The 23974-nt window shown below is 63.2% G+C and carries 20 protein-coding genes; 13 read left to right on the forward strand and 7 right to left on the reverse strand.

Features of this window, described 5'->3' with window-relative positions; all coding sequences use genetic code 11:
• The first annotated feature begins 36 nt into the window (after window positions 1-36).
• Together quiC and ABRP30_RS11105 are read left to right on the forward strand one after the other, a co-directional pair.
• Complete coding sequence (gene quiC / locus ABRP30_RS11100) at window positions 37-1944, forward strand: 3-dehydroshikimate dehydratase QuiC (protein WP_267823236.1); 1908 nt, start codon at window positions 37-39, stop codon at window positions 1942-1944.
• Window positions 1945-2115: 171 nt separating this feature from the next.
• Window positions 2116-2787 carry a TetR/AcrR family transcriptional regulator gene (locus tag ABRP30_RS11105; protein ID WP_241805852.1) on the forward strand — a complete coding sequence of 224 codons (672 nt, stop codon included), beginning with the start codon at window positions 2116-2118 and terminating at the stop codon, window positions 2785-2787.
• A gap of 7 nt (window positions 2788-2794) precedes the next feature.
• On the opposite strand, the gene ABRP30_RS11110 is transcribed toward ABRP30_RS11105, so the two are convergent.
• Window positions 2795-3802 carry a GlxA family transcriptional regulator gene (locus tag ABRP30_RS11110; protein ID WP_267823239.1) on the reverse strand — a complete coding sequence of 336 codons (1008 nt, stop codon included), beginning with the start codon at window positions 3800-3802 and terminating at the stop codon, window positions 2795-2797.
• Between the two features lie 139 nt (window positions 3803-3941).
• Between ABRP30_RS11110 and ABRP30_RS11115 the strand changes: the two genes are divergently transcribed.
• The 4 genes from ABRP30_RS11115 (at window position 3942) to ABRP30_RS11130 (ending at window position 7538) form a co-directional block, all read left to right on the forward strand.
• A complete protein-coding gene (locus ABRP30_RS11115; RefSeq protein WP_267823240.1) occupies window positions 3942-4421 on the forward strand; it encodes an FAD/FMN-containing dehydrogenase in 480 nt (159 codons plus the stop codon).
• A 53-nt stretch (window positions 4422-4474) separates the two neighbouring features.
• Window positions 4475-4687 carry a PLDc N-terminal domain-containing protein gene (locus ABRP30_RS11120; protein WP_241805850.1) on the forward strand — a complete coding sequence of 71 codons (213 nt, stop codon included), beginning with the start codon at window positions 4475-4477 and terminating at the stop codon, window positions 4685-4687.
• A 120-nt stretch (window positions 4688-4807) separates the two neighbouring features.
• Window positions 4808-5302 (forward strand): GNAT family N-acetyltransferase, encoded by a 495-nt coding sequence (locus ABRP30_RS11125; protein WP_267823243.1) that lies wholly within the window; start codon window positions 4808-4810, stop codon window positions 5300-5302.
• Window positions 5303-5438: 136 nt separating this feature from the next.
• Complete coding sequence (locus ABRP30_RS11130; protein ID WP_349974269.1) at window positions 5439-7538, forward strand: EAL domain-containing protein; 2100 nt, start codon at window positions 5439-5441, stop codon at window positions 7536-7538.
• 25 nt (window positions 7539-7563) lie between these two features.
• Here ABRP30_RS11130 and ABRP30_RS11135 read toward each other — a convergent pair whose 3' ends face one another.
• Complete coding sequence (locus ABRP30_RS11135) at window positions 7564-8388, reverse strand: aldo/keto reductase (RefSeq protein ID WP_267823247.1); 825 nt, start codon at window positions 8386-8388, stop codon at window positions 7564-7566.
• A gap of 229 nt (window positions 8389-8617) precedes the next feature.
• On the opposite strand from ABRP30_RS11135, the gene ABRP30_RS11140 reads away from it, so the two are divergent.
• The gene (locus ABRP30_RS11140) at window positions 8618-9496 is read left to right on the forward strand and encodes a DMT family transporter (protein WP_267823249.1); all 879 of its coding nucleotides are present in this window, start codon (window positions 8618-8620) and stop codon (window positions 9494-9496) included.
• 18 nt (window positions 9497-9514) lie between these two features.
• On the opposite strand, the gene ABRP30_RS11145 is transcribed toward ABRP30_RS11140, so the two are convergent.
• Window positions 9515-10417, reverse strand: coding sequence for a LysR family transcriptional regulator (locus ABRP30_RS11145; protein WP_267823251.1), 903 nt, complete (start codon window positions 10415-10417; stop codon window positions 9515-9517).
• A 376-nt stretch (window positions 10418-10793) separates the two neighbouring features.
• Here ABRP30_RS11145 and katG point away from each other — a divergent pair, with 376 nt between their 5' ends.
• From katG to ABRP30_RS11160, 3 genes are all read left to right on the forward strand, one after another.
• A complete protein-coding gene (gene katG / locus ABRP30_RS11150; RefSeq protein WP_267823253.1) occupies window positions 10794-13052 on the forward strand; it encodes a catalase/peroxidase HPI in 2259 nt (752 codons plus the stop codon).
• 239 nt (window positions 13053-13291) lie between these two features.
• Complete coding sequence (locus ABRP30_RS11155) at window positions 13292-14503, forward strand: M24 family metallopeptidase (protein ID WP_349974268.1); 1212 nt, start codon at window positions 13292-13294, stop codon at window positions 14501-14503.
• Between the two features lie 108 nt (window positions 14504-14611).
• Window positions 14612-15946 (forward strand): MFS transporter, encoded by a 1335-nt coding sequence (locus tag ABRP30_RS11160; protein WP_349974267.1) that lies wholly within the window; start codon window positions 14612-14614, stop codon window positions 15944-15946.
• A gap of 4 nt (window positions 15947-15950) precedes the next feature.
• On the opposite strand, the gene ABRP30_RS11165 is transcribed toward ABRP30_RS11160, so the two are convergent.
• Entirely contained in the window at window positions 15951-16943 is a 993-nt protein-coding gene (locus ABRP30_RS11165; RefSeq protein WP_241805841.1) for a GlxA family transcriptional regulator, read from the reverse strand.
• A 156-nt stretch (window positions 16944-17099) separates the two neighbouring features.
• Between ABRP30_RS11165 and pssA the strand changes: the two genes are divergently transcribed.
• Entirely contained in the window at window positions 17100-18428 is a 1329-nt protein-coding gene (pssA, locus tag ABRP30_RS11170; RefSeq protein ID WP_349974266.1) for a CDP-diacylglycerol--serine O-phosphatidyltransferase, read from the forward strand.
• An 83-nt stretch (window positions 18429-18511) separates the two neighbouring features.
• Window positions 18512-19678: a GGDEF domain-containing protein gene (locus ABRP30_RS11175; protein WP_349974265.1), complete on the forward strand. Its 1167-nt coding sequence runs from the start codon at window positions 18512-18514 to the stop codon at window positions 19676-19678.
• 229 nt (window positions 19679-19907) lie between these two features.
• Here the strand turns inward: ABRP30_RS11175 and ppnN are convergent, their stop codons facing one another.
• Entirely contained in the window at window positions 19908-21281 is a 1374-nt protein-coding gene (gene ppnN, locus ABRP30_RS11180) for a nucleotide 5'-monophosphate nucleosidase PpnN (RefSeq protein ID WP_349974264.1), read from the reverse strand.
• Window positions 21282-21331: 50 nt separating this feature from the next.
• On the reverse strand, window positions 21332-22393 hold the full coding sequence (locus tag ABRP30_RS11185) for a YeiH family protein (protein ID WP_267823265.1): 1062 nt from the start codon (window positions 22391-22393) through the stop codon (window positions 21332-21334).
• Window positions 22394-22503: 110 nt separating this feature from the next.
• Here ABRP30_RS11185 and ABRP30_RS11190 point away from each other — a divergent pair, with 110 nt between their 5' ends.
• Window positions 22504-23373 (forward strand): LysR substrate-binding domain-containing protein, encoded by an 870-nt coding sequence (locus ABRP30_RS11190; RefSeq protein WP_267823267.1) that lies wholly within the window; start codon window positions 22504-22506, stop codon window positions 23371-23373.
• A gap of 142 nt (window positions 23374-23515) precedes the next feature.
• On the opposite strand, the gene ABRP30_RS11195 is transcribed toward ABRP30_RS11190, so the two are convergent.
• Window positions 23516-23806, reverse strand: a complete 291-nt coding sequence (locus ABRP30_RS11195) for a stress-induced protein (RefSeq protein WP_267823269.1) — start codon at window positions 23804-23806, stop codon at window positions 23516-23518.
• Window positions 23807-23974: the final 168 nt, after the last annotated feature.

The following is a 23974-nucleotide window of genomic DNA, read 5'->3' on the forward strand; positions in this document are numbered from 1 at the left end:
CTTCCAGCCCTGTAGCCCATAACAAGGAATTCCACCATGCAGCGTTCGATAGCCACCGTGTCCTTGAGCGGCACACTGCCGGAAAAGCTCGAAGCCATCGCCGCCGCCGGTTTCGACGGCGTCGAGATCTTCGAAAATGATCTGCTCTACTATGCCGGCAGCCCCCGCGAAGTGCGGCAGATGTGCGCCGACCTCGGCATCGCCATCACCCTGTTCCAGCCGTTCCGCGATTTTGAAGGCTGCCGCCGCGACCGCCTGCAGAAGAACATCGACCGCGCCGAGCGCAAGTTCGACCTGATGCAAGAGCTGGGCACCGACCTGGTGCTGGTGTGCAGCAACGTGCAGGCCGACGCCCTGGGCGACGAACAACTGCTGGTGGACGACCTGCGCCTGCTCGCCGAGCATGCCGGCCAACGCGGCATGCGCATCGGCTACGAAGCCCTGGCCTGGGGCCGTCACGTCAACACCTACCAGCAAGTGTGGGACCTGGTGCGCCAGGCCGACCACCCGGCGCTGGGCGTGATCCTCGACAGCTTCCACACCCTGTCGCTCAAGGGCGACCCTGCTGCGATCCGCGATATCCCCGGCGACAAGATCTTCTTTGTGCAGATGGCCGATGCGCCGATCCTGGCCATGGATGTACTGGAGTGGAGCCGCCACTTCCGCTGCTTCCCGGGGCAGGGCGAAATGGACCTGGCCGGTTTCCTCGCGCCGATCCTGGCTACCGGTTATCGCGGCCCGTTGTCGCTGGAAATCTTCAACGACGGCTTCCGCGCGGCGCCGCCACGCCAGAACGCCGCCGATGGCCTGCGTTCTTTGTTGTACCTGGAGGAACAGACCCGTCTGCGCCTGCAGCAGGAAGGTACCGCCATCGAGCCGGGTGTGCTGTTCGCACCGCCCGCCGCCAGTGCCTACAACGGCGTGGAGTTCCTCGAATTTGCCGTCGACGAAGCGGTCGGCGCGCGGCTGGGCAGCTGGCTCAAGCGCCTGGGCTTCGCCGACGCGGGCAAGCACCGCAGCAAGGACGTACGCCTGCTGCGCCAGAACGACATCAACATCGTGCTCAATGCCGAGCCGTATTCCTTTGGCCACAACTTCTTCGAAGCCCATGGCCCGTCGCTGTGCGCCACCGCGCTGCGGGTCAAGGACGAGCACGCGGCGCTGCAACGCGCCACCGACTTCCGCGGCCAGCCGTTCCGCGGGCTGGTCGGCCCCAACGAATGTGAGGTGCCTGCCGTGCGTGCCCCGGATGGCAGCCTGATCTACCTGGTGGAGCAGGGCAAGGAAGGCCCGTCGCTGTACGACACCGACTTCCGCCTGGAGCCCAGTGCCAGCAGCACCGGTGGCCTGCAGCGCATCGACCACATGGCCCTGGCCTTGCCGGCCGAGTCGCTGGACAGCTGGGTGCTGTTCTACAAGAGCCTGTTCGACTTTGCCGCAGACGATGAAGTGGTGCTGCCCGACCCATACGGGCTGGTCAAAAGCCGTGCGCTGCGCAGCCAGTGCGGCAGCCTGCGCCTGCCGCTGAACATCTCGGAAAACCGCAACACCGCTATCGCCCACGCGCTGTCGAGCTATCGCGGGTCGGGTGTGCATCATATCGCCTTCGATTGTGCCGACATCTTCAAGGAAGTGGCGCGGGCGAAGGAGGCCGGTGTGCCGTTGCTGGAAATTCCGCTCAATTACTACGACGATCTGGCGGCTCGTTTCGATTTCGACGACGAGTTTCTCAGCGAGCTGGCGTACTACAACGTGCTGTATGACCGCGACGCACAGGGTGGCGAGCTGTTCCACGTGTACACCGAGGCGTTCGAAGACCGCTTCTTCTTTGAAATCATCCAGCGCAAGGGTGGCTACGCCGGCTATGGCGCGGCCAACGTGCCTGTGCGCTTGGCGGCGATGGCCAAGCGGCGCAGCGGGGCGGCGCGCAAGCCGGTGTTGTAACCCCCGCAGGGTTCACTGCCTGTGAAATCGGGCGCTGCTCGCGCGGCGCCTGATCCTGGCCACAGGCTGGCCCTCGCCAATCCTGCCCGCTCGATCAACAGCGCGCTTCCCCCCAACCCTCCACTCACGGATAATCCCGTCCAAATCCCAATAAATACCCCGTGAGCAGCTATGAGCAATCCCGTTGCCCCCCTCGGCCAGCCCGAGATCGAAGGGACACGCAAGTCGCGCAAGAACAACCCTGAAAAAACCCGCGAGGACATCCTCCAGGCCGCCATCAACGAGTTCGTCCAGCAAGGCCTGGCAGGCGCGCGGGTGGATGCCATCGCCGAGCGCACCGCTACCTCCAAGCGCATGATCTACTACTACTTCGGCAGCAAGGAGCAGCTGTACGTCGAGTGCCTGGTCAAACTGTACGGTGACATCCGCAAGACCGAACACCGCCTGGACCTGGAGTCGCTGCCGGCCGAGCAGGCCATCCAGCGCCTGACCGAGTTCACTTTCGATCACCACGACCGCAACGTCGATTTCGTGCGCATGGTCTGCACCGAAAACATCCATTACGGCGAGTACGTGAAGAAAACCCCGGCCATCCGCGAAATGAGCAGCCTGGTCCTTCAGGCGCTGGGCCGCACGCTGGAGCGTGGCGTGCAAGAGGGCGTGTTCCGCCCGGGCATCGAGGTCATCGACCTGCACATGCTGATGAGCGCGTTCTGCTTCTATCGGGTATCGAACCGCCACACCTTCGGCGACATCTTCCAGATCGATCTGCTCGATGATCAGGTAAAACTGCGTCACAAGGCCATGATCTGCGAAGCGGTGATGCGTTACATCCAGGCCTGAGTGCCGTTCACTCGCCCAGCCGTTGCTCACGTGACGGCGGGTAGCCGAAGTAGGCCGCGTAGCACTTGCTGAAGTGCGATACCGAAACAAAGCCGCAGGCCACCGCAACCTCCATCACCGACAGGTCGGAGTACTGCAGCAAGCGGCGGCTCTTGGTGATACGCAGCTCCATGTAATAGCGCCGTGGCGAGGTGCCCAGCTGGGCCTGGAACAAGCGGTCGATCTGCCGCCGGGAGCGGCCGCTGTAGGCCGCCAACTGGTCGAGGCTGAGGGTTTCCTCGAGGTTGTTCTCCATCAGCTCGACGATGGTACGCAGGTGCAGGCTCATCGACTTTTTCGCCCCCGGCCCAACCTGGCGGTGGCGCGCACCAGAGAACGAGAGGATTTCCTCGACGCCTTCTGCCAGGCCGTCACCGTACAGGCGGCGGACCAGGCCGAGCATCAGTTCCATGGCACCGTTGGGGCTGGCGGCGCTGAGCCGATCACGGTCCAGTGTAAAGCTGGCCGGGGTGATGCGTGTCTGCGGGCTGCGCTCGGACAGGCTGGCACGCTGCTCGGGGTGAATGCTGCAGCCGTAGTCATCCAGCACCCCGGCGCGGCCAAGGAACCAGGCGCCGTTCCACAGCCCGCCCAGGGCCTTGCCGTGGGCGGCGCAGTCACCCAGCAGGCGGTCCAGCTCGGGGTACTTGAGCGGTGTGCGCAAGCCGCCGCAGATGATAAGCAGGTCGAGTGCTTTCAGCTCGCTGGCAACCAGGTCAGTGGCCACCAGTTCCAGGCCCAGGTCGCTCAGCACCCGGTCACCGTCCAGCGACAGCGGGGTAAAGCTGAAGCTGTCGGCGCGCAGCAGGTTGGCGGTGACCAGCACGTCCATGGCCACGGTGAAACTGGCCATGGAGAAGTGCTTGAGCAGGACGAAGTCGACGCGATAGGGCACCTGGGGGCTGGCCGCGGTGGACTTGAGCCGTAGCATGTTGGTGGTGCTGGTCTTCTTGCTGAACTGGCGTGGGCTGGGCACTCTGGACTCCGCTTCCTGACTGGCCTGCAGAGTGTGGCCGGTGGCCTGTGGAAAGACAATCGCCCGGGTGGGCTTGTGGTAGTGGAGGTCGTATTGAGGCAACTGGGCTATGCTGGCGCCTCCCACTTGTAGAACCTCGATGAAATACGCCGTCGCCCTGTTGTTCAGCCTGCTGCCGCTGGTGGCGAACGCCCTGCAAACCGGGGAAAAGCTCGCCCCGTGGACGCTGCTCGATCAACATGACCAGCCCTACACCTTGGAGGCCGGCACGCAGGTGCTGCTGGTGGCCCGCGATATGGACGGCGCCAAGCTGGTGAAGGCGGCTCTGGCCGACCAGCCCAAGGGCTACCTGGAGTCGCGCCATGCGGTGTTCGTGGCGGATATCCAGCGCATGCCTGCGCTGATCAGCAAGCTGTTCGCCATCCCCGCCATGCGTGATTACAACTACCGGGTTATGCTTGATCGTGAAGGGCAGGTCGCCAGCCGTTACCCTGGGCATGAAGGCAAGGTGCTGTGGTTGCAGCTTGAGCAGGGTGCGCTGGTCAGCCAGCAGGAGTTCGCGGATGCGCCAGCGCTGAAGGCTGCGCTGGAAAAGGCGCAGCCAAGCAAATCCGAATGAACCCTTGCCGCTGGCAGTAACCCAACCCTTTACATGCCAACGGGAGAGTGCTCATGGAAATCGGTACGATCTGGATCATTGTTGCGGCCTTGGTCATCTTGCTGGAGATCTTCGCCATCTGGAACATCATCGGCAGCGAACGGCGCGCGGAGCGCAAGATGTTATGGATCGTCTTCGTCGTCTACGCCCCGTTCCCGGGGTTACTGTTCTGGGCCTGGCGAGGGCCGCGGGCAGTGAAGGGCAGGGCGGTACTGGAGGAAAAGTGAGGGGCACGGCGTCAGGTGCGCAGCGCCTGATGCCATTTGTGGTGGCGAGTTGAGCCATAATTCGGGGGCCGCTACTTTGTTGATGTAAGCCTTCGAACACTCTCTTGCCCCGAGCCCACCATGCTGCCCATCGAACTGCTGACCACTACCCCCGACCAGGCCGACCTGATCCGCAATCTCTATCAGTTCTATGCCTACGAGTCCTCCGACTGGGAGCAGGAAGACGTTGAGGTGGATGGGCGCTTCTACATCCACGAAGAGCACCTGCAGCGCTATTGGCTTGCAGACGGCTGGAGCGCCAACCTGGTGCTGGTGGATGGTTTCATTGCTGGCTTCGTGCTGGTCGAACGCAGCGAGCTGCCGGGCATCGATGCCAGTGAACTGGCAGACTTGTTCATCCTCAAGCGCTACCGCCGGCAGGGTATTGGCCGTGCGGTCGCGCTGCAGTTGCTGAGCGGTGCCGGCGACTGGCTGCTGCGTTGCTACGCGCCGGACCCCATCGCTGTCGCCTTCTGCAAAGCCGTCGTGGCCGACCTGCCGCGGCCGGTGCAGCCAATCATGCTGGGTGATGACCCGGACCTGCTCACCTATCAGGTAACGTCCGCTTACCACTGAGCGGGGTGGGCAAAAAATTGTGATCTACTTCACAAAATCCCGCCAAGCGGCATAATGCCATTACCTTGTATTCAAGACCCGGTCGCTCTGGCCTGGGGGTCCTTTTCGTGCGCGTTGCAGGTTCAGGGAAATTTTCATGTCGCTAGTCGCAAGCCCCGACGTCATGTACCGGCTGTTGATCCAGAGCGTGGTGGACTACGCCATCTACCTGCTCACCCCTGACGGTATCGTCGCTAACTGGAACCCGGGCGCCCAGCGGGCCAAGGGTTACCTTGCCGACGAGATCGTCGGCAAGCACTACTCGCTGTTCTACAGCGAAGCCGAGCGCGTCGCCGGTCTGCCCGAGCAGAACCTTGCACAGGCGCGTGACACTGGCCGCTTCGAACAAATCGGCACACGCCTGCGCAAGGACGGCACGACCTTTCATGCCCATGTGGTGATCGAGGCCGTGCGCGATGACAGCGGGCGTGTGGTCGGCTTCGCCAAGGTCACTCGCGACATTTCTGAGCGGCATCAGCAGGAGCTGGAGCTGCTGCAGGCCAAGGAGCTGGCTGAACAGTACAGCCAGGAGATGACCAAGCTTTCGCAGTTCCTCGATTCGGTGATCGCCAACATTCCCGCCAGCGTCATCGTCCAGGACCTGGAAAGCCAGCGTATTCTGTTGGCCAACCAGCAGGCCGAACGCCTGTTCGGTGGGGGCGGGCGCAGCATGATCGGCCAGTTGCCAGGTGAGTGCCTGGCACCGGCTGCAGCCGATTACCTGGAACAGCAGCTCGCCCGCGGCGCGCGTAACCCCAAAGGGTATGCCGCTGAAACCCGCGTCGATACCGCCTGTGGTCCGCGGACCCTGCGCAGCCGCGCCTTGCTCAGCCAGAACCGCGAGGGCCAGGCCGACTATGTGCTGTTCGTGGCTGAAGACGCCACCGAGGAACTGGCCGCCCACGCCCAGATCCACCACATGGCCCATCACGACGCGCTGACCGGGTTGCCCAACCGCACGCTGTTCAACGAGCGGCTCAAGCAGGCGTTGGTGCGCGGCCACCAGAGCGAGAAGCTGACCGCAGCGCTATGCCTGGACCTGGACAACTTCAAGAACATCAACGATTCCCTCGGCCATGCCTTCGGCGACAAGCTGCTGCGTGCATTGGGCAAGCGCCTGCGCCGCGAACTGCGAGAACAAGACACCCTGGCCCGTTTGGGCGGCGACGAGTTCGCCGTGGTGCTGGCTGGCCTGGATGGCCGCGAGGCTGCCTGCAACACGGCGCGGCGCCTGATTGACGCGATTTGCCCGCCGTTCCAGATCGAAGGGCACCAGTTCACCGTGGGGGTGAGCATCGGCATTGCCATTGCCCCCGATGACAATGAACAGGCCGAACAGCTGCTCGGTTACGCCGACATGGCCCTCTACGAAGCCAAACGCAATGGCCGCAACCGCTTCGAGTGCTTCCACGTCGAACTGGATGTCGCCGCCCGCCAGCGCCGGCTGGTCGAAACCGACTTGCGTACCGCGCTGCACTTGGGGCAGTTGCACCTGCACTACCAGCCGATCGTGGATCAGCAGACCAGCAGCGTGACGGGCTACGAGGCGCTGTTGCGCTGGGAGCACCCCAGCCGCGGCATGGTGATGCCCATGGACTTCATTCCCATTGCCGAAGAGACCGGGCTGATCCACGAACTCGGCACCCGTGCACTGAACCTGGCTTGCCAGGAGGCGGCCAGCTGGGACAGTGAGCAGACGGTGTCGGTCAATCTTTCACCGGTGCAGTTCAAGAACGCCAACCTGGTGCATACCGTGGCGCTGGCCCTGGCCGACTCAGGCCTGGCGCCCCAGCGCCTGGAGCTGGAAATCACCGAATCGGTACTACTGGGCAACAGCGAGGAAAACGTGCGAACCCTGCGCGCGCTGAAGGCCTTGGGGGTGTCGATATCGCTGGATGACTTCGGCACGGGTTATTCGTCGTTGGGTTACCTGCGCTCGTTCCCATTCGACCGGATCAAGATCGACAAGTCGTTCGTGCATGACATGTGCGACAGCCGCGAGGCGATGTCGATCATCCGGGCGATCACCGAGCTGTCCAATAGCCTGATGATCAAGACGACGGCTGAAGGCGTGGAGTCCGAGGAGCAGATGCAGCGCTTGGCGGCAGAGGGCTGCTCGCACTTTCAGGGGTATCTGTACGGGCGGCCGGTGCCGGCGGGGGAGCGGTTGAAACAGGTAGCTGGGGCGGTGGGGTGAAAGGGCCGCACAGCGGCCCCGCTATTCAGCTGTTCCAGTCTGGCGCGAAGTCAGGGCTCACCACGCGCTGATCCTTCGGCAAACCGGCAATCAGTGCCCGGTCCTGATCATCCAGGTGCACATCCAGCGCCGCCAGGTTGCTCAGCTGGTTCTCGCGGCTGCTGGCCTTGGGGATCACCGCCACGCCGTCCTGGTCCAGCAACCACTTGAGCGCCACCTGGCTCGGCAACACGCCATGCTTGCGCGCGATGTCCTGGATCACCGGCTGCGCCGCCGCCCGCCCGCGGGCAAGCGGGGTATAGGCCGTGAGCAGCAGGTCATGCTGACGGGCGTAGTCGAGCAGCGGTTGCTGGCTGAGCAGCACGTGGTATTCCACCTGGATCGCCGCCAGTGGCGCGCCCAGCGCTTCGATCACCTGGCGCAGCAGCCCGAGTGGGAAGTTGGCCACGCCGATGCTGCGTACCTTGCCCTCGTCGCGCAGGGCCACCAGCGTCTCGATGCTGCGGGCCAAGTCCCAGTCTTTGCCGGGCCAATGAATATGGAACAGGTCGACCTGCTCGGTGCCCAGGGCACGCAGGCTGTTTTCCAGGGACTGGCGCATGGCCGCGGGCGCCAGGCTGTCCCACCAGACCTTGGTGGTCAGGTGAATCTGCTCGCGGGGCACGCTGCTGTCGCGCAGCGCCTGGCCGACAGCGGCTTCGTTGTCGTAGGCAGTGGCGGTATCGATGTGCCGGTAACCCAGCTCCAGTGCCTGGTGCACCGCACGCGTGCACTCGGCGCCAGTCATCGGCCAGGTGCCCAGGCCAATGCTGGGCAGGTCGAGGCCGTTGCGGGTGGTGAGCCTATGCATGAAAACTCCTTGTCCGGGTTTGAGGTTCCAGCGGCGATGGTGCGCGTTTCGACGGTCAGGGACCATGAGTAGCCACCAGAAAGTGGTCGATCAGCGAACGAAAAACACATTGCTCTGCACGCGCGTGCCGATTGGCCTTCCTCAAGTCGTCGTATCTCTTCTAGAATCCCTTGCAGTCGCACTGCCTTCACCTGGCGTTGCATGCCGCAACGCCGCCATCGAGAACGCCATGAGTTCCAGCACACCGTTGTCCGGAGTCAACCACCCCCTGCGCGGCATCGCCCTGGTGGTGGTGGCCACGTTCCTGTTCGCCAGCCACGATGCCTTGTCCAAATTCCTCGGTGGCCTGTACCCGATCATCATGGTGGTGTGGGCCCGCTACGTGGTGCACACGCTGCTGATGGCCGGCATATTCCTGCCCAAGTCCGGCCTCAATGTGCTGCGCACCCGGCGCCCGGTGCTGCAGACCTTGCGCGCGCTGAGCCTGCTCAGCACCAGCCTGTTCTTCACTGCCGGCTTGCAGTATCTGCCGTTGGCCGAGGCGACTTCCGTCAACTTCCTGGCCCCGGTACTGGTCACGGCGCTGTCGGCGCCGCTGCTCAAGGAGCAGGTCACACGTGGGCAATGGGTTGCAGTGGTGCTGGGCTTCGTCGGCGTGCTGGTGGTGGTGCACCCCGGTGGCGCGATGTTCACCCCGGCGATCCTGTTCCCCCTCGGCTCAGCGCTGGGCTTCTGCTTCTACCAGTTGCTCACGCGCATACTCGCCGCCTATGACAGCCCCACCACCAGCAACTTCTACGCCGGGCTGTGCAACACGCTGGTGATGAGTGCGTTGGTGCCGTTCTTCTGGGAGCTGCCGCGTTGGGACCATGCGCTGCTGATGCTGGCATTGGGTGGTTTTGGCATGAGTGCGCACCTGCTGCTGACCCAGGCCTTCCGCCATGCCGCGCCCGCTCTGCTGGCGCCGTTCAGCTATTGCCAGATCGTGTTTGCCGGCTTGCTGGGGGTGCTGATCTATGGGCAGGTGCCCGATAGCACCACCCTTGTGGGCATCGCCATCATCTGCCTGAGTGGGCTTGGGGCTGCCTGGATGCAGCGCAGGAAGTGAACAGAGCCCACGCCCGCACTACCTGGCCATGAACTGCAGAATCCGTTCGCGCAACCAGCGTTCGGCCGGGTCATTGTCCTGGGCGCCGCTCCATACCATGGACAGTTCCGCCTCGGTGATGTCGAACGGCGCCGGGTCGGCGCGCAGGCTGCTGTCGTCAGCCAGGGCGCAGGCGGCGTAGTCCGGCACGGTAGCGATCAGCTCGGTGTTGCGCAGCAGCGCGCGCAGGCTGCCGAACTGTGGCACGGCCAGCACCACCTTGCGGCAACGGCCGATGCGCGCCAGATCAAGGTCGATGTTGCCACTCATGTCTCCTGAAAACGACACCATCACATGCGGCCTGGCGCAGTATTCGTCCAGGCTCAGTGGGCCTGGGCGGCTGTCAGCGCGCAATACGCGCACGCCGATGTCACGCAGCTTGCGGCGCTTGGCCGTGGCTGGCAGGTCGGTGGTATAGCTGACGCCCACCGAGATCTCGCCGCTGGCCAGCAGGCCAGGCATCAACAGGAAGTTGGTCCGGCGCACCACTACGCTGATGTTGGGTGCTTCTTCGCGCAGGGCTTGCAGCAGGGCGGGGAACAGGCCGAATTCGGCGTCATCCGAGAGCCCCAGGCGGAAGACGTTGCAGCTGTTGCTTGGGTCGAACGCCCGGGCGCGGCTGATCGCTGAAGAGATGACGTCCATGGCCGGGCCCAGCTCGGCGAAGATCTGCATGGCCCGGGGGGTTGGTTCCATGGCCCGGCCGCTGCGAATCAGCAGCGGGTCATCGAACAGCTCGCGCAGGCGGGCCAGGCCGGCGCTGACGGTGGACTGGGTGATGAACAGCTTTTCGCCGACGCGGGTCAGGTTGCGCTCGATCATCAGCGCTTCGAAAACCACCAGCAGGTTCATGTCGACGCGGCGCAGGTCGTTGCGGTTCATGGGGCTTGGCTCACGCAGAAGGTTGGTTAGCGCTGTATTGAAGCACGGCGCGGGCCCGCGCGCCTTGTAGGGATGTGCGGCCAGGTGGCCGTACTGGGCACCTGACAGAGCCAACCTATCACCCCCCAATAGCCACTCTATTAGAAGTCTGCCCAAGCTCGACTAGTCTTGTCCGTGGCCCTGCGAATTCCCCTGCGGGCGGCGTCAGAGCACCTGGGTGCAAGACCTTGCCGCCACGCCGTGACAGTTTCGCAAGCCCCTGTCGGACGTGACCGACCGGACCTGATGAGGGGTAGGCATGAGCCCATGTGCTCAGCGCAGAAGAACAACTGGCACAGACCTGAAATCTGGATAACCGACCCAAAGGTAACAGCAGATGTCGAACGAATCGAAATGCCCGTTCCATCAAACCGCAGGTGGCGGCACCACCAACCGAGACTGGTGGCCTGACCAGCTCAACCTCAGAATTCTTCACCAACATGGCGCCAAGTCCGACCCGATGGACCCGGACTTTGACTACGCCAAGGCGTTCAAGAGCCTCGACTTCCAGGCGCTCAAGCAAGACCTGACCGCCTTGATGACCGACTCCCAGGACTGGTGGCCGGCCGACTTCGGCCACTATGGCCCCTTGTTCATCCGCATGGCCTGGCACAGCGCCGGCACCTACCGCATCGGTGATGGGCGCGGCGGTGCCGGCTCCGGTCAGCAGCGTTTCGCACCGCTCAACAGCTGGCCGGACAACGTCAGCCTGGACAAGGCCCGGCGCCTGTTGTGGCCGATAAAACAGAAGTACGGCAACAAGATTTCCTGGGCCGACCTGATCGTGCTCACGGGCAACGTCGCCCTGGAATCGATGGGCTTCAAGACCTTTGGCTTCTCCGGCGGCCGGGCAGATGTGTGGGAGCCGGACGAAGACGTGTACTGGGGCTCGGAAAAGGTCTGGCTGGGCGGCGACACCCGTTACGGCAAGGACCAGGTCAAGGCGCAGGCACCGGGGCAGGGTGACCTGGTGGCCGAACCTGCCAAGCACGGTGAAGAACAGAACCGCGACCTGGCCGCCGAACGCAACCTGGAAAACCCGCTGGCCGCCGTGCAGATGGGCCTGATCTATGTCAACCCGGAAGGCCCGGAAGGCAACCCCGACCCGGTGGCTTCGGGCAAGGATATCCGCGAAACCTTTGGCCGCATGGCCATGAACGATGAAGAAACCGTGGCGTTGATTGCCGGCGGCCACGCTTTCGGCAAGACCCACGGCGCAGGGCCGGCCGACAACGTCGGCGCCGAACCGGAAGCTGCCGGCCTTGAACTGCAAGGCCTGGGCTGGGCCAACACGTTTGGCACCGGCAAGGGTGGCGACACCATCACCAGCGGCTTGGAGGTGACCTGGACCTCGACGCCAACGCGTTGGAGCAACGAGTACCTCAACAACCTGTTCAACTTCGAGTGGGAGCTGACCAAGAGCCCGGCCGGTGCCCACCAGTGGCAGCCCAAGGAGGGCAAAGGCGCGGGTACCGTGCCGGATGCCCATGACCCGAGCAAACGCCACGCACCGTCCATGCTCACCTCTGACCTGGCCCTGCGCTTCGACCCGATCTACGAGCCGATAGCCCGGCGTTTCAAGGACAACCCTGACCAGCTGGCAGACGCCTTCGCCCGTGCCTGGTACAAGCTGATCCACCGTGACATGGGGCCGCTGGCACGTTATCTCGGGCCGGAAATGCCCAATGAGGAACTGCTCTGGCAAGACCCGCTGCCCAAGGCCGTTCAACCGTTACCCAGTGAGCAGGACATTGCCGCGCTCAAGAGCAAAATCCTGGCATCAGGGTTGAGTGTGGGTGAGCTGGTATCGACCGCCTGGGCAGCCGCGTCGACATTCCGGGGCTCTGACAAGCGGGGTGGGGCCAATGGCGGCCGCCTGCGCCTGGCGCCGCAGAAGGATTGGCCGGCCAACCAGGGCACGGGCAAAGTACTGGCGGCACTGGAGCAGATCCAGGGCGAGTTCAATAACGCTGGCAAGCACATCTCGCTGGCTGACCTGATCGTTCTGGCCGGTACCGCCGCCGTGGAAAAGGCCGCCAAGGATGCCGGCTACACGGGCAACGTGGCGTTCCGCCCGGGCCGGGTCGACGCCTCTCAGGAACAGACCGATGTCGAGTCCTTTGCCGTGCTGGAGCCACTGGCTGACGGTTTCCGCAATTTCAGCAAGGCGCGCTACAGCGTCAAGGCCGAGAAGTTGCTGCTGGACAAAGCCCAGTTGCTGACCCTCACCGCCCCGGAACTGACCGTGCTGATCGGCGGCCTGCGGGTGCTCGGTGCCAACCATGGCGGCAGCAAGGACGGGGTGTTCACCGACCAGCCAGGCACGCTGAGCAACGACTTCTTCCGTAACCTGCTGGACATGGGGGTAGAGTGGAAGCCCACCTCGGACGACAACGAAAACTTCGAAGCCCGCGACCGCAAGACCGGGCAGGTGAAGTGGACCGGCACCCGTGTGGACCTGGTGTTCGGCTCGCACGCGCAGCTAAGGGCGCTGAGCGAGGTGTATGGCAGCAGCGACGGCAAGGACAAGTTCATCAAGGACTTCGTCGCGGCCTGGGTGAAGGTCATGGAGCTGGACCGTTTTGATTTGAAATAGAGGTACTGGTTGGGGCTGCGTTGCTGCCCAAGCGCCGGCAAGCCGGCCCCCACAGGTACACCACCCAGCCTGACGGTGGTGGAGTGCTTGTGGGGGCCGGCTTGTTTGCAAATGGGGAAGTGGCCATCGCGCCAATTCCAGGTCGGGTAGGTACAAAAGCGTCCTCGTTCGTTCTGCTGCAATGCATCTCAGGCGGCCGGCCTGAAACAGCGTGCTCACAACGACAAGGAACACCGACTATGCAAATGCCCCAGACCCTGAAAATCCACAACGGCAACAAGGTCAAGCCGACATTTTCCGCACAGGAGTACGCCGCCCGGCATGCCCGGCTGAGGGCCTACATGGCCGAGCAGGATATCGAGGCGGCGATCTTCACCTCGTACCACAACGTCAACTACTACAGCGACTTCCTGTACTGCTCATTCGGCCGCCCCTATGCACTGGTGGTGACCCACGACAAGGTGGTGTCGATCAGCGCCAACATAGACGGTGGGCAACCCTGGCGTCGTACGGTTGGCACCGACAATATCGTCTACACCGACTGGCAACGCGACAACTATTTTGTGGCGATCCAGCAGGCGCTGCCGCTGGCGTCGCGTGTCGGTGTGGAGTACGACCACCTCAACCTGCAGAACCATGCCAAGCTCGCCGCCTGTTACCCAAGGGCCGAACTGGTGGACATCGGTGCCCCCTGCATGCGCATGCGCATGATCAAGTCCGCCGAAGAACAGGCGCTCATTCGCCACGGTGCCCGGGTGGCCGACATTGGCGGTGCTGCGGTGGTCGAGGCGCTGCAGGACCAGGTGCCGGAATATGAAGTGGCACTGCATGCCACCCAGGCGATGGTCCGCGAGATCGCTCGTAGTTGCCCCGACAGCGAGTTGATGGACACCTGGACCTGGTTCCAGTCCGGGCTCAACACTGACGGTGCGCACAACCCGGTAACCAGCCGCAAGGTCAATCCGGGCGACATCCTCAGCCTCAACTGTTTCCCCATGATCGCTGGCTACTACACCGCGCTAGAGCGAACGTTGTTCCTAGGCCACTGCCCGGACGAGCACTTGCGCCTCTGGCAAGCCAACGTCGAGGTGCACGAGGCAGGGCTGAAGCTGGTGCGCCCGGGCATGCGCTGCTGCGATATCGCCCGCGAGCTGAACGAAATCTTCTTGCGTCATGACCTGCTGCAGTACCGCACTTTCGGTTATGGCCACTCATTCGGCACACTCAGCCATTATTACGGCCGCGAGGCAGGACTGGAGCTGCGCGAGGATATCGATACGGTTCTGGAACCCGGCATGGTGGTGTCGATAGAGCCGATGATCATGCTGCCCGAAGGGCTACCGGGGGCAGGGGGCTACCGCGAGCATGACATTCTGATCGTCAATGAAACGGGGGCCGAGAACATCACCAAGTTCCCGTATGGACCGGAGCGCAACATCATTCGCAAGTGACCGCATGTGCCGGCCTCAGCGAGTGCGCAGGCCGGCGCAAACCACACAATAACAACTGTATGACCTTCAGACCCTGCCTCCAATTAGAAGAATCAGAGGGTATCCGTCATGTCCAGCACCACCCTGAATGCTCCCACCCTCGCCGGTGCCGTCCAAGGCGCCGAACGCCAGGCCCTGCGCAAGGCCGCCCGTGCCAGTTTCATGGGCAACTTCGTCGAATGGTTCGATTACGCCGCCTATGGCTACCTGGCGACCATCATCGCCGCCACCTTCTTTGCGCAAACGGACAAGACCAGCGGCCTGCTGGCGACGTTCGCGGTATTCGCCCTGTCCTTCCTCGTACGCCCGCTGGGCGGGATAGTGTGGGGTCATTTTGGCGATCGTTATGGCCGGCGTAATGCCCTGTCTCTGTCGATACTGATCATGTCGATTTCCACCTTCTGCATCGGCCTGTTGCCGGGGTATGCGCAAATCGGCCTGTGGGCACCTTGCCTGTTGTTGTTGATCCGCCTGGTGCAAGGTTTTTCCGCTTCGGGCGAGTATGCCGGGGCGGCGGCCTTTCTTGCCGAATATGCACCGCCTGGCCGACGGGGGCTGTACACCAGCATCGTGCCGGCCAGCACCGCGGCCGGGCTGTTGTTCGGTGCAGCATTCGTCGCCGCCTTGCATGAACTGCTCAGTACTGAAGACTTGCACAGTTGGGGCTGGCGTCTGCCGTTTTTGCTAGCAGCACCGTTCGGACTGGTGGGGCGTTATATCCGCATGAGCCTGCAGGACACACCCAAGTTCCTGGAAATGGAACAGCGGTTGGAAAGTAAGGCCTGCATGACCCCGGCGCCGATCCGGGAACTGCTGAGCCATCACCGCCGTAGTTTGGCGATCGGCATTGGAGTTACCTGCCTCAACGCTGTGGCGTTCTACCTGCTGCTCAGTTACATGCCCACTTACCTGTCGAGCGAAATGGGTATGAACGAGCGTGACTCGTTCATCGCCTCGACGGTTTCGCTGACCACATACATTGGCCTGATTTTCCTGATGGGGCGCCTGTCTGACCACTTTGGCCGCAAAACCATGCTCGTGGTTGCTTCGTTGCTGTTCCTGGGGTTGACCGTGCCGCTGTTCAAGCTACTCGATGGCCAGCCCCTGCTGGTGGTGCTGGCGATCCAGATTTCCTTCGGGGCGATGCTGGCGATGAACGACGGCACCTTGCCGTGCCTGCTGGCCGAAATATTCCCCACCCGAGTGCGTTTCAGTGGCTTTGCCTTGAGCTTCAACCTGGCCAACGCCTTGTTTGGCGGGACGGCACCGTTTATTGCTACCTGGCTGATTCATCTGACCGGTAGCAAATTGGCGCCGGCCGGGTACCTGCTGGCGGCGGCTCTGGTGGCGCTGGTGGCCATGTTGATGTGCCGGGAAACAGCCCATGGCGAACTGAAGGACTGAGGTATCAGTGCAACGATGCCTGTCGCCGCTCCCCCAGCGGCGATAGGCCAAAGAAACGGCTGTAGCTCTTGGAAAAATGCGCCGGCGAACTGAACCCGCATGCCAGCGCCACCTCCCGCACCTGCACGTCGCTGCGCAACAGCAATTCCCGCGCCCGTGACAACCGCAACTCTAAGTAATACTGGCTGGGCGTGCGCTGCAAATACTTGTGGAATAGCCGTTCAAGCTGGCGCACGGTAACCTCATTGAGGCTGGCCAGTTCCTCCAGTGCCAGTGGTTCCTCTAGGTTGGCCTCCATGATCGCCACCACTTGGCTAAGCTTGGGCTGGGCGCTGCCCAGCAAGGTGCGCAACGGCACGCGCTGGGGCTCGCGCTCGCCGCGCACACGGTCGCACAGCAGCAATTCGGCCGCCTTGGCAGCGATGTCTGGGCCGTCGACTTCGCGTGCGACCAGTTGCAACATCATGTCCATGGCCGCAATGCCACCGGAGCAGGTGTAACGGTCGCGGTCCAGTTCGAACAGCTGGCTGGAAATGACGATCCCAGGGAAATGTTCCTGCAGGGCCTCTCTGTCCTCCCAGTGGATAGTGCAGCGATAGCCTTTGAGCAGATCGGATTTGGCCAGCAGGTAGCTGCCCGTACAGATGCCCCCCAGCGGGACGTGCTGGCGGGCCAATTGGCGCAGCCAGTCGATCAAGGGCCGGTTACCCCGGCTGCGGTCGATCGGGTTGGACCCGACCACGAACAGGGCATCCAGCGGCGGGGCGGTCGCGATGGCATGGTCAGGCAGGATGCGCATGCCGTTACTGGCCATCACCGGCGCTTCGCTGGCAGCGAGCAATACAGTGCGGTAGAGGGGCCGGCGGGCGGCCAGGTTAGCCATGCGCAGAGTTTCCACTGCCGACGCCAGGCCGATGGTTGTGAAGTTGGGCAGCACCAGAAAGCCGAAGGTCTTGGCTGGGCAAGGCGATACGATTGCAGATACGGGGTGGACCATTGCGATCTTCCTGTGCAAGCTGAGGCGTGATTCGTTGGGGGCAGTGAAAAGCAGGCCTCGCATGTTTCTTGTTGTTATGGATCGTTGCCGGGTCGATCTTACACCCCGGCGCGATAGCCAGGAATGGACCTCAATGCAGACAGAAGGTGAAACTATTTGAACCCCGAATCCATGCTGGCGGCGCTGCCGGGTTTCGCCATCGCGCCGCAGGCCATCCAGGTGTTGCCCGATGCCGCGGCCTATCGCACCTGCTTGCTTGAGCGCATCGGTGCCGCGACCCGGCGCATCGTCATCGTCGCCTTGTACTTGCAGGAGGACGAGGCAGGGCAGGAAGTGCTGGATGCCCTGTACCAGGCCAAAGCGGCGCGGCCGAGCCTGGAGATCCTTATCGTGGTCGACTGGTTTCGCGCACGCCGTGGCCTGCTCGGCGCCGGGCGCCAGCCGGGCAATGCCGCCTGGTACCAGGCCCAGCGCCAGTTGCGTGGGCTGGACGTGGTCATTCATGGCGTGCCGGTGCAAACCCGTGAGCTGTTCGGCGTACTGCACCTCAAGGGCAGCGTCATCGATGACTGCGTGATCTATACCGGCGCCAGCTTGAATAACGTCTACCTGCACCGTTTCGACCGCTACCGGCTGGACCGTTACCACCTGTTCCAGTCGCCTGCGCTGGCCGATGCCATGGTCGGCCTGGTACGCCGGCTGCTGCACCACACTGCAACGCCGCGCCTGGACCTGCCGGCGCCACCGACCAACCGCAGCCTGCGCGGCGATATTCGCCGCTTGCGTGCACGGTTGCGGCGCATGGCGTATGACGCACCGGCCGCCGTTGCAGGGCAGGGCATGCGGGTGATGCCGTTGCTCGGGGTTGGCCGCGGCAACCCGCTCAACCGCACGCTGTGCGCGCTGCTAGCCGCGGCGCGGTCGCAGATCATCATCAGCACGCCTTATTTCAACCCGCCCCGAGTATTGATGCGTGAGATCGACCACGCCCTGGAGCGTGGCGTGCGGGTGGAACTGATCATCGGCCATCGGACGGCTAATGACTTTTATATCGCGCCGGGCGAGCCGTTCAGCGCCAGTGGCGCCTTGCCCTACCTGTACGAGGACAACCTGCGTGCGTTCGTCCGGCGGCGCCATGCCGGAATCGTCAGCGGCCAACTGGTGGTTCGGATCTGGAGCGACCCTGGGCACACCTTTCATGCCAAAGGCGTCTGGGTCGATCAGCGTTTCTCGTTGCTGACCGGCAACAATCTCAACCCACGCGGGTTCAACCTGGACCTGGAAAACGGGCTGCTGATCGACGACCCGCTGGGCGAGTGGACGGTGCCGCGGGAGGTGGAGCTGGAGGGTATTCGCCGGCATGCCCCGAAGATCGACTCGGCGCAAGCATTGGGGGTCAAGGCCGAACACCCCAAAGAGGTGCGCAGGTTCTTGCGCCGCTTGCGTTACAGCCGCCTGGAGCCGTTGATCAAGCGGGTGTTGTAAGGCGTTTTTTACCTCTCTGAAAAGTCATGGCAAACGAATACAATCAGCCGTTTTCCACGTTAACCAGATAGGCCAAAACTTTCATGGCGCTTGATCCACCCACGATGCTGACCATCACGATCGCCCTGGCTGCCGCTGCAGCCTTGTACCTGGCGATCGAGTGGCGCAGCGTCCGCGAACCCTCGCTGCTGTTCTGGAGCGCGGGTTTCGCTACCATCACCGTCGGCTCCACCCTGGCCCTGCTGCGCGGGATCGGCCTGCTGTTGATCGGTATCTGGTTCGCCAACGGTTTGCTGGTGGTAGCGCATGCGTTCTTCCTGCTGGGGGTGCTGCGCTTTACCCAGACCCGCCTGTCGCGGGCCTGGCTACTGATCGTCGTTGCCTGGTTCGCCTTGCTGCTGCTGCCCCTAGGGCCTCAGTGGTCCAAGGTCATGCTGATGGTCAACTCGCTGTTGGTGGCGCTGCTCACACTCAAGGCCAGCCTGCTGTTGCGCCCGCACGGCAAGTCGCTGAGCGTGGGGGCGGTGCAGTTGCGGTATGTGCTGCTCATCCATGGCCTGTTCTATGTGATCAAGGCTGTGATCGCGGTGACGCCTGGCACGCTGATCGACCTGGCGACCTTTGGCGGCCTGATCATCCAGGTGTCGCTGGTCGAGGGGGCCATGGCAATCATGCTGATCGCTCTGTCGATGACCGGTACCGTGCGTTATCGACGTGAAGAGCGGATCGCCCGGCTTGCTGCCCGCGATCCGTTGACGGCGCTGTACAATCGCCGCGCGCTGGAGGTACGTGCCACGCCCCTGTTCAAAGACGTGAGCCCAGCCCGGCCTGGGGCGCTGCTGCTGATCGATATCGACAATTTCAAGCTGGTCAACGACCTGCATGGCCACGCGGCCGGCGACCGGCTGCTGGTCACGCTCAGCGAGATGATCCGTGCGGTGTTGCCAGAGCGGTCACTGGCGGCGCGGCTGGGTGGGGATGAGTTCGTCATCCTGCTCAGCGACACCAGCAGTGAGCGGGTGGTGGAGCTGGGTGGTGTTTTGCGTAGCCAGTTCCAACAATTTGCCGAGCAGGCAATGCCGACCCCGCAGGCGGTGACCCTGAGTATCGGCGCCAACCTGTTCGACCAGCCACCGGCGAGCCTGGCGGCGTTGATCGAGCAGGGTGATGTGGCGCTGTATCAGTCCAAGCGTGGCGGGCGTAACAGTATTCGCCTGCTCGACCGCAGCGAGATGAACCCCGCCAGCTAGCGCGTCAACCGGCCCTTACAAGTGCAGTCATCCCAATGCCAGTGAGTCAGCTTCATTAGGGCTGCTACGCAGCCCATCGCTGGCAAGCCAGCTCCCACCGGTGCGGCGGGGGCTTCAACTTACTGGACTGCCCCAATACATTGGATTAGCGCCCAACTTCCTGGAGGCATTCCACATCAGTGTGGGAGCCGGCTTGCCGGCGATGGGCCGCAGTGCGGCCCGTTTTTCTTCAGGTCACCACCTGATAGCAAGGCACATACTCCGCGCCACCCGGCAGCTTCATCCGGTGCTGGTCGACGAACGCTTGCAACAGGTGCCCCAGTGGCTCCAGTACCGCACTGTCGCCGCGGATCTGGTACGGCCCATGCTGCTCGATCAGGCGGATGCCCTTGTCCTTGACGTTGCCGGCAACGATGCCGGAAAACGCCCGACGCAGGTTGGCGGCCAGTTCATGCGGCGGCAGGTCGCGGCGCAGGGCCAGTTCGGCCATGTTGGCGTGGGTCGGGTCGAACGGGTGCTGGAAACCGCCGTCGATCTTCAGCAGCCAGTTGAAGTGGAACGCGTCGTTGCGCTCTCGGCGGAACTGCTTGACCTCCTTCAGCCCCTCGACCATCTGCCGCGCCACCTCGGCCGGGTCATCGATGATGATCTGATAGTGGCGCTGGGCGGCCTCACCCAGCGTGGCCCCCACGAAGGCATGCAGTTGCAGCAGGAACGCCTCGGCACTGCGCGGCCCAGTCAGCACTACCGGGAACGGCAGGTCTTGGTTGTCCGGGTGCATCAGGATGCCGAGCAGGTAGAGGAATTCCTCGGCAGTACCGGCGCCACCGGGGAAGATGATGATGCCGTGGCCGACACGTACGAAGGCTTCCAGGCGCTTCTCGATGTCCGGCAGGATCACCAGTTCGTTGACGATCGGGTTGGGCGCCTCGGCGGCGATGATGCCCGGTTCGGTCAGGCCCAGATAACGGCTGCCGTGCATGCGTTGCTTGGCATGGGCGATGGTGGCGCCTTTCATCGGCCCCTTCATCACGCCCGGGCCGCACCCGGTGCAGATGTCCAGCTTGCGCAGGCCCAGTTCGTGGCCGACCTTCTTGGTGTACTGGTACTCCTCGCTGCTGATCGAATGGCCGCCCCAGCACACCACCATTTTCGGCTCGACGCCCGGGCGCAGGGTGCGGGCGTTGCGCAGCAGGTGGAACACGTAGTCGGTGATGCCCTGGGAGCTTTCCAGGTCGATGCGCTGGCTGGCCAGCTCGCTTTCGGTGTAGACGATATCGCGCAGGGCGCTGAACAGCATCTCGCGGGTGCTGGCGATCATTTCGCCATCGACGAAGGCATCGGCGGGCGCATTCAGCAGCTCCAGGCGCACGCCGCGGTCCTGCTGGTGGATGCGTACCTCGAAGTCCTTGTAGGCCTCGAGGATGGTCTTGGCATTGTCGACATGGGCGCCGGTGTTGAGGATGGCCAGGGCGCACTGGCGAAACAGGGTGTAGAGGCTTCCGGTACCGGCTTCACTCAGTTGCTGGACTTCACGTTGCGACAGCGTCTCCAGGCTGCCTTTGGGGCTGACGGATGCATTGATGACATGGCGTTGGGGCATCTAAGTCTTTCCTGTGCAGGTAAAACATCCTTCTTTGACAACACCATAAGTCATGCGAAGAGCTTTTGCACACCCAGCGTAATCGCCAGCCCGCCACCGAGCAGCCACAGGTTGAGAATCGCACCGGTCACAAGCGCCCGAGGGCCGGCCTGGCGGATCTGGCTCAAGCGTGTCTCCATGCCCAATGCGGTCATGGCCATGGTCAGGGCGAAGGTGTCCAGGCTGTTGACCGCTTGCGTAACGCTGCCTGGCAAAACCTGCAGCGAGTTCACCAGCACCAGGGCGAGAAAGCCGAAGGCGAACCAGGGCATGGCGAGGCGACCGTTGCCTTGTGCCTGGCCCGGCAGGCGGGTACGGCTGATCCAGGCGCCCACCACCAGCAGCACGGGCACCAACAGCATCACCCGGGTCATCTTGACGATGGTCGCGACATGCGTGGCCTCGGGGCTGATATTGCTTGCCGCGCCCACCACCTGGGCGACCTCGTGCACGGTGCCGCCCAGGAACAGCCCGGCACCCAGGGTGTCGAGGTGCAACCAGCCGCTGTTGATCAGTAGTGGGTACAGGAACATCGACAGGGTGCCGAACAGCACCACGCTACCCACGGCCATGGCACTCTTGTGCGGCGCGCTGCGCAGCGCCGATTCGAAGGCCAGCACTGCTGCGGCGCCGCAAATCGCGCTGCCGGCGGCGGTCAACAAGGCGGTATCACGGTCCAGTTTGAGCAGCTTCATGCCACACCACAGGCCGACCAGCAGGGTGCTGACCACCACCAGCAGCGAGACTGTGAGGCCTGCCCAGCCGACTTCGGCGATTTCCTGCAGGCTGACACGCAGGCCAAAGAACGCCACCGCGATACGCAGCAGCCCGCGGGCAGAAAAATTGATGCCCGCCGCCCAACTGGCCGGTACGCCATCACGCAGCGCGTTGCCATAGAGGGCACCGGCGACGATGCCGACGATGAGCGGGCTGATGCCCAGGTTGGCGATGAAGGGCAGGGCCGCCAGTTGGGTGACGGCGAATGCGAACAATGCGACGAACAGGATGCCGTTGAGCCGCCCTCGGGTAGAGAGGGTAGGGGCAAAGGCAGGGTTGGAAGGTACCGTGGCCATGTGAGTCCTCCGGACAGTGGATCGACAAGGCCTACTTTAATTTGGTTATAAGCTTATAAAAAATCGTAATTCAGGATGGCAAATATCCGTATAGCTGATATTTTGCATGGATGACCCCGGAACAACTGATAACGTTCGCCACCGTTGCCGAGCATGGCAATATCAGCCATGCGGCGTTGGCTTTGCACTTGTCGCAGCCGGCTGTCTCTGGCCAGCTCAAGCTGCTGCAGGACGCATTCGGCGAGCCTTTATACCAACGTGCCGGCCGCGGTGTGCGGCTTACCGCGGCCGGCGAGCAGCTGCTGGCCCATGCCGAACGCTTGCGCGAAACCTTTCGCCAGGCCCAGGCACTGCGCGACGCCATGCGCGGGCTGGAGCGCGGCACCTTGCGCATCGGTGCCAGCACTACGCCCGCCAGCTACCTGCTGCCTTACTTGATCGCCGACTTTCACGCGCAGTATCCCGAGGTGCAGGTAAGCACCTTGCACGGCAACACCGCAGAGATCGTGTCGGCGCTGGGCAGTGTGGACATTGCCCTGATCGAAGGCCCGCCCGGGCAGGAGTTGCCATTGGGCACCAGTGTGACGCCGTGGCGCGAGGACGAGATCGTCGCCATCGTGCCCAGCGGTCACCCGTTGGCCAAACAATCGCGCCAGACACTGGAGGCCCTGGGCAGCTTCCCGTTGGTGCTGCGTGAAAGCGGCTCCGGGGTCCGGCAGGTTGTCGAGCGGGCGTTCGCGCGCAGTGGCGTGGCCATGCGCGTAGCATTAGAAATCGCCGGCGTCGAAGGGGTGAAGGAGGCGGTGCGGGCAGGGATGGGCATCGGTTTCGTTTCGGCGATGTCGATCAGGCATGAGGGGGGCGCCTTGCAGCGCTTGCACATTGGCCCACAGCCGTTGGTCAGGCATTTTTCCATTCTGCTGCCACACGCGGCCACGCCGTCGCGGGCAGCGGCGCGGTTCATGTCGCTGTGTACGTGACACCCATGTAGTGAAGGTTGCTTGAAGTTGCCTGAGTTGGCAGTCAGCTGGTGTTTTCGATACGGGATTGCTGAATGGCTGGATGCGACCGCGCTGTACAGGTTAACGGCCAGGGCGTTTCCTCCGCCCTGGCCTGTGAGGATCAGCGATCGTCCTTGTTCATGCCGCTGTCTTCTTCGTCATCGAGTTGTGGGTCGGAATCCATACCTTTCTCAACATCGGTGTCGGCGCGGCTACCAGAGCCATGGCCGCCGGTCGCTCCTTGCTGTGCACCACCCCCTGAACGCTGCGGATCGTTTTCCCACTTGTCATCGGGCATCTGGCCGCCTTGACGTCCCTCTTCCCATGCTTTGTTCGGGTCGTTGGAAACCTGGTCCGGGTTGTGTTGTGGAGTGCCGCCTTGTTGTCCACTTTTGCCTTGATCGTTAGCCATGATCTTGCACCTCGTGAATTCACACAGAAAAGGCTGTGTTTAATTCCGACGCTGGGTGCAAGGCACTCGCTCCCTCTACTTTTGTATTAACCGACGGGGTGCGCGAATGAATGTGAAGCTAGATGTATTGCGCCGTAAAAGCCGCTTGGCCAATAGGCCGGGCGGTGG

This window comes from Pseudomonas sp. WHRI 8519, assembly GCF_040224055.2.
GTDB lineage: Bacteria > Pseudomonadota > Gammaproteobacteria > Pseudomonadales > Pseudomonadaceae > Aquipseudomonas > Aquipseudomonas putida_X.

Excerpts from the sequence above, each read along its gene's own strand:
- quiC (WP_267823236.1), top strand. The coding sequence starts at position 37 with ATGCAGCGTTCGATAGCCACCGTGTCCTTGAGCGGCACACTGCCGGAA.
- ABRP30_RS11105 (WP_241805852.1), top strand. The coding sequence starts at position 2,116 with ATGAGCAATCCCGTTGCCCCCCTCGGCCAGCCCGAGATCGAAGGGACA.
- ABRP30_RS11115 (WP_267823240.1), top strand. The coding sequence starts at position 3,942 with ATGAAATACGCCGTCGCCCTGTTGTTCAGCCTGCTGCCGCTGGTGGCG.
- ABRP30_RS11120 (WP_241805850.1), top strand. The coding sequence starts at position 4,475 with ATGGAAATCGGTACGATCTGGATCATTGTTGCGGCCTTGGTCATCTTG.
- ABRP30_RS11125 (WP_267823243.1), top strand. The coding sequence starts at position 4,808 with ATGCTGCCCATCGAACTGCTGACCACTACCCCCGACCAGGCCGACCTG.
- ABRP30_RS11130 (WP_349974269.1), top strand. The coding sequence starts at position 5,439 with ATGTCGCTAGTCGCAAGCCCCGACGTCATGTACCGGCTGTTGATCCAG.
- ABRP30_RS11135 (WP_267823247.1), bottom strand. The coding sequence starts at position 8,388 with ATGCATAGGCTCACCACCCGCAACGGCCTCGACCTGCCCAGCATTGGC.
- ABRP30_RS11140 (WP_267823249.1), top strand. The coding sequence starts at position 8,618 with ATGAGTTCCAGCACACCGTTGTCCGGAGTCAACCACCCCCTGCGCGGC.
- ABRP30_RS11145 (WP_267823251.1), bottom strand. The coding sequence starts at position 10,417 with ATGAACCGCAACGACCTGCGCCGCGTCGACATGAACCTGCTGGTGGTT.
- katG (WP_267823253.1), top strand. The coding sequence starts at position 10,794 with ATGTCGAACGAATCGAAATGCCCGTTCCATCAAACCGCAGGTGGCGGC.
- ABRP30_RS11155 (WP_349974268.1), top strand. The coding sequence starts at position 13,292 with ATGCAAATGCCCCAGACCCTGAAAATCCACAACGGCAACAAGGTCAAG.
- ABRP30_RS11160 (WP_349974267.1), top strand. The coding sequence starts at position 14,612 with ATGTCCAGCACCACCCTGAATGCTCCCACCCTCGCCGGTGCCGTCCAA.
- ABRP30_RS11165 (WP_241805841.1), bottom strand. The coding sequence starts at position 16,943 with ATGGTCCACCCCGTATCTGCAATCGTATCGCCTTGCCCAGCCAAGACC.
- ABRP30_RS11175 (WP_349974265.1), top strand. The coding sequence starts at position 18,512 with ATGGCGCTTGATCCACCCACGATGCTGACCATCACGATCGCCCTGGCT.
- ppnN (WP_349974264.1), bottom strand. The coding sequence starts at position 21,281 with ATGCCCCAACGCCATGTCATCAATGCATCCGTCAGCCCCAAAGGCAGC.
- ABRP30_RS11185 (WP_267823265.1), bottom strand. The coding sequence starts at position 22,393 with ATGGCCACGGTACCTTCCAACCCTGCCTTTGCCCCTACCCTCTCTACC.
- ABRP30_RS11190 (WP_267823267.1), top strand. The coding sequence starts at position 22,504 with ATGACCCCGGAACAACTGATAACGTTCGCCACCGTTGCCGAGCATGGC.
- ABRP30_RS11195 (WP_267823269.1), bottom strand. The coding sequence starts at position 23,806 with ATGGCTAACGATCAAGGCAAAAGTGGACAACAAGGCGGCACTCCACAA.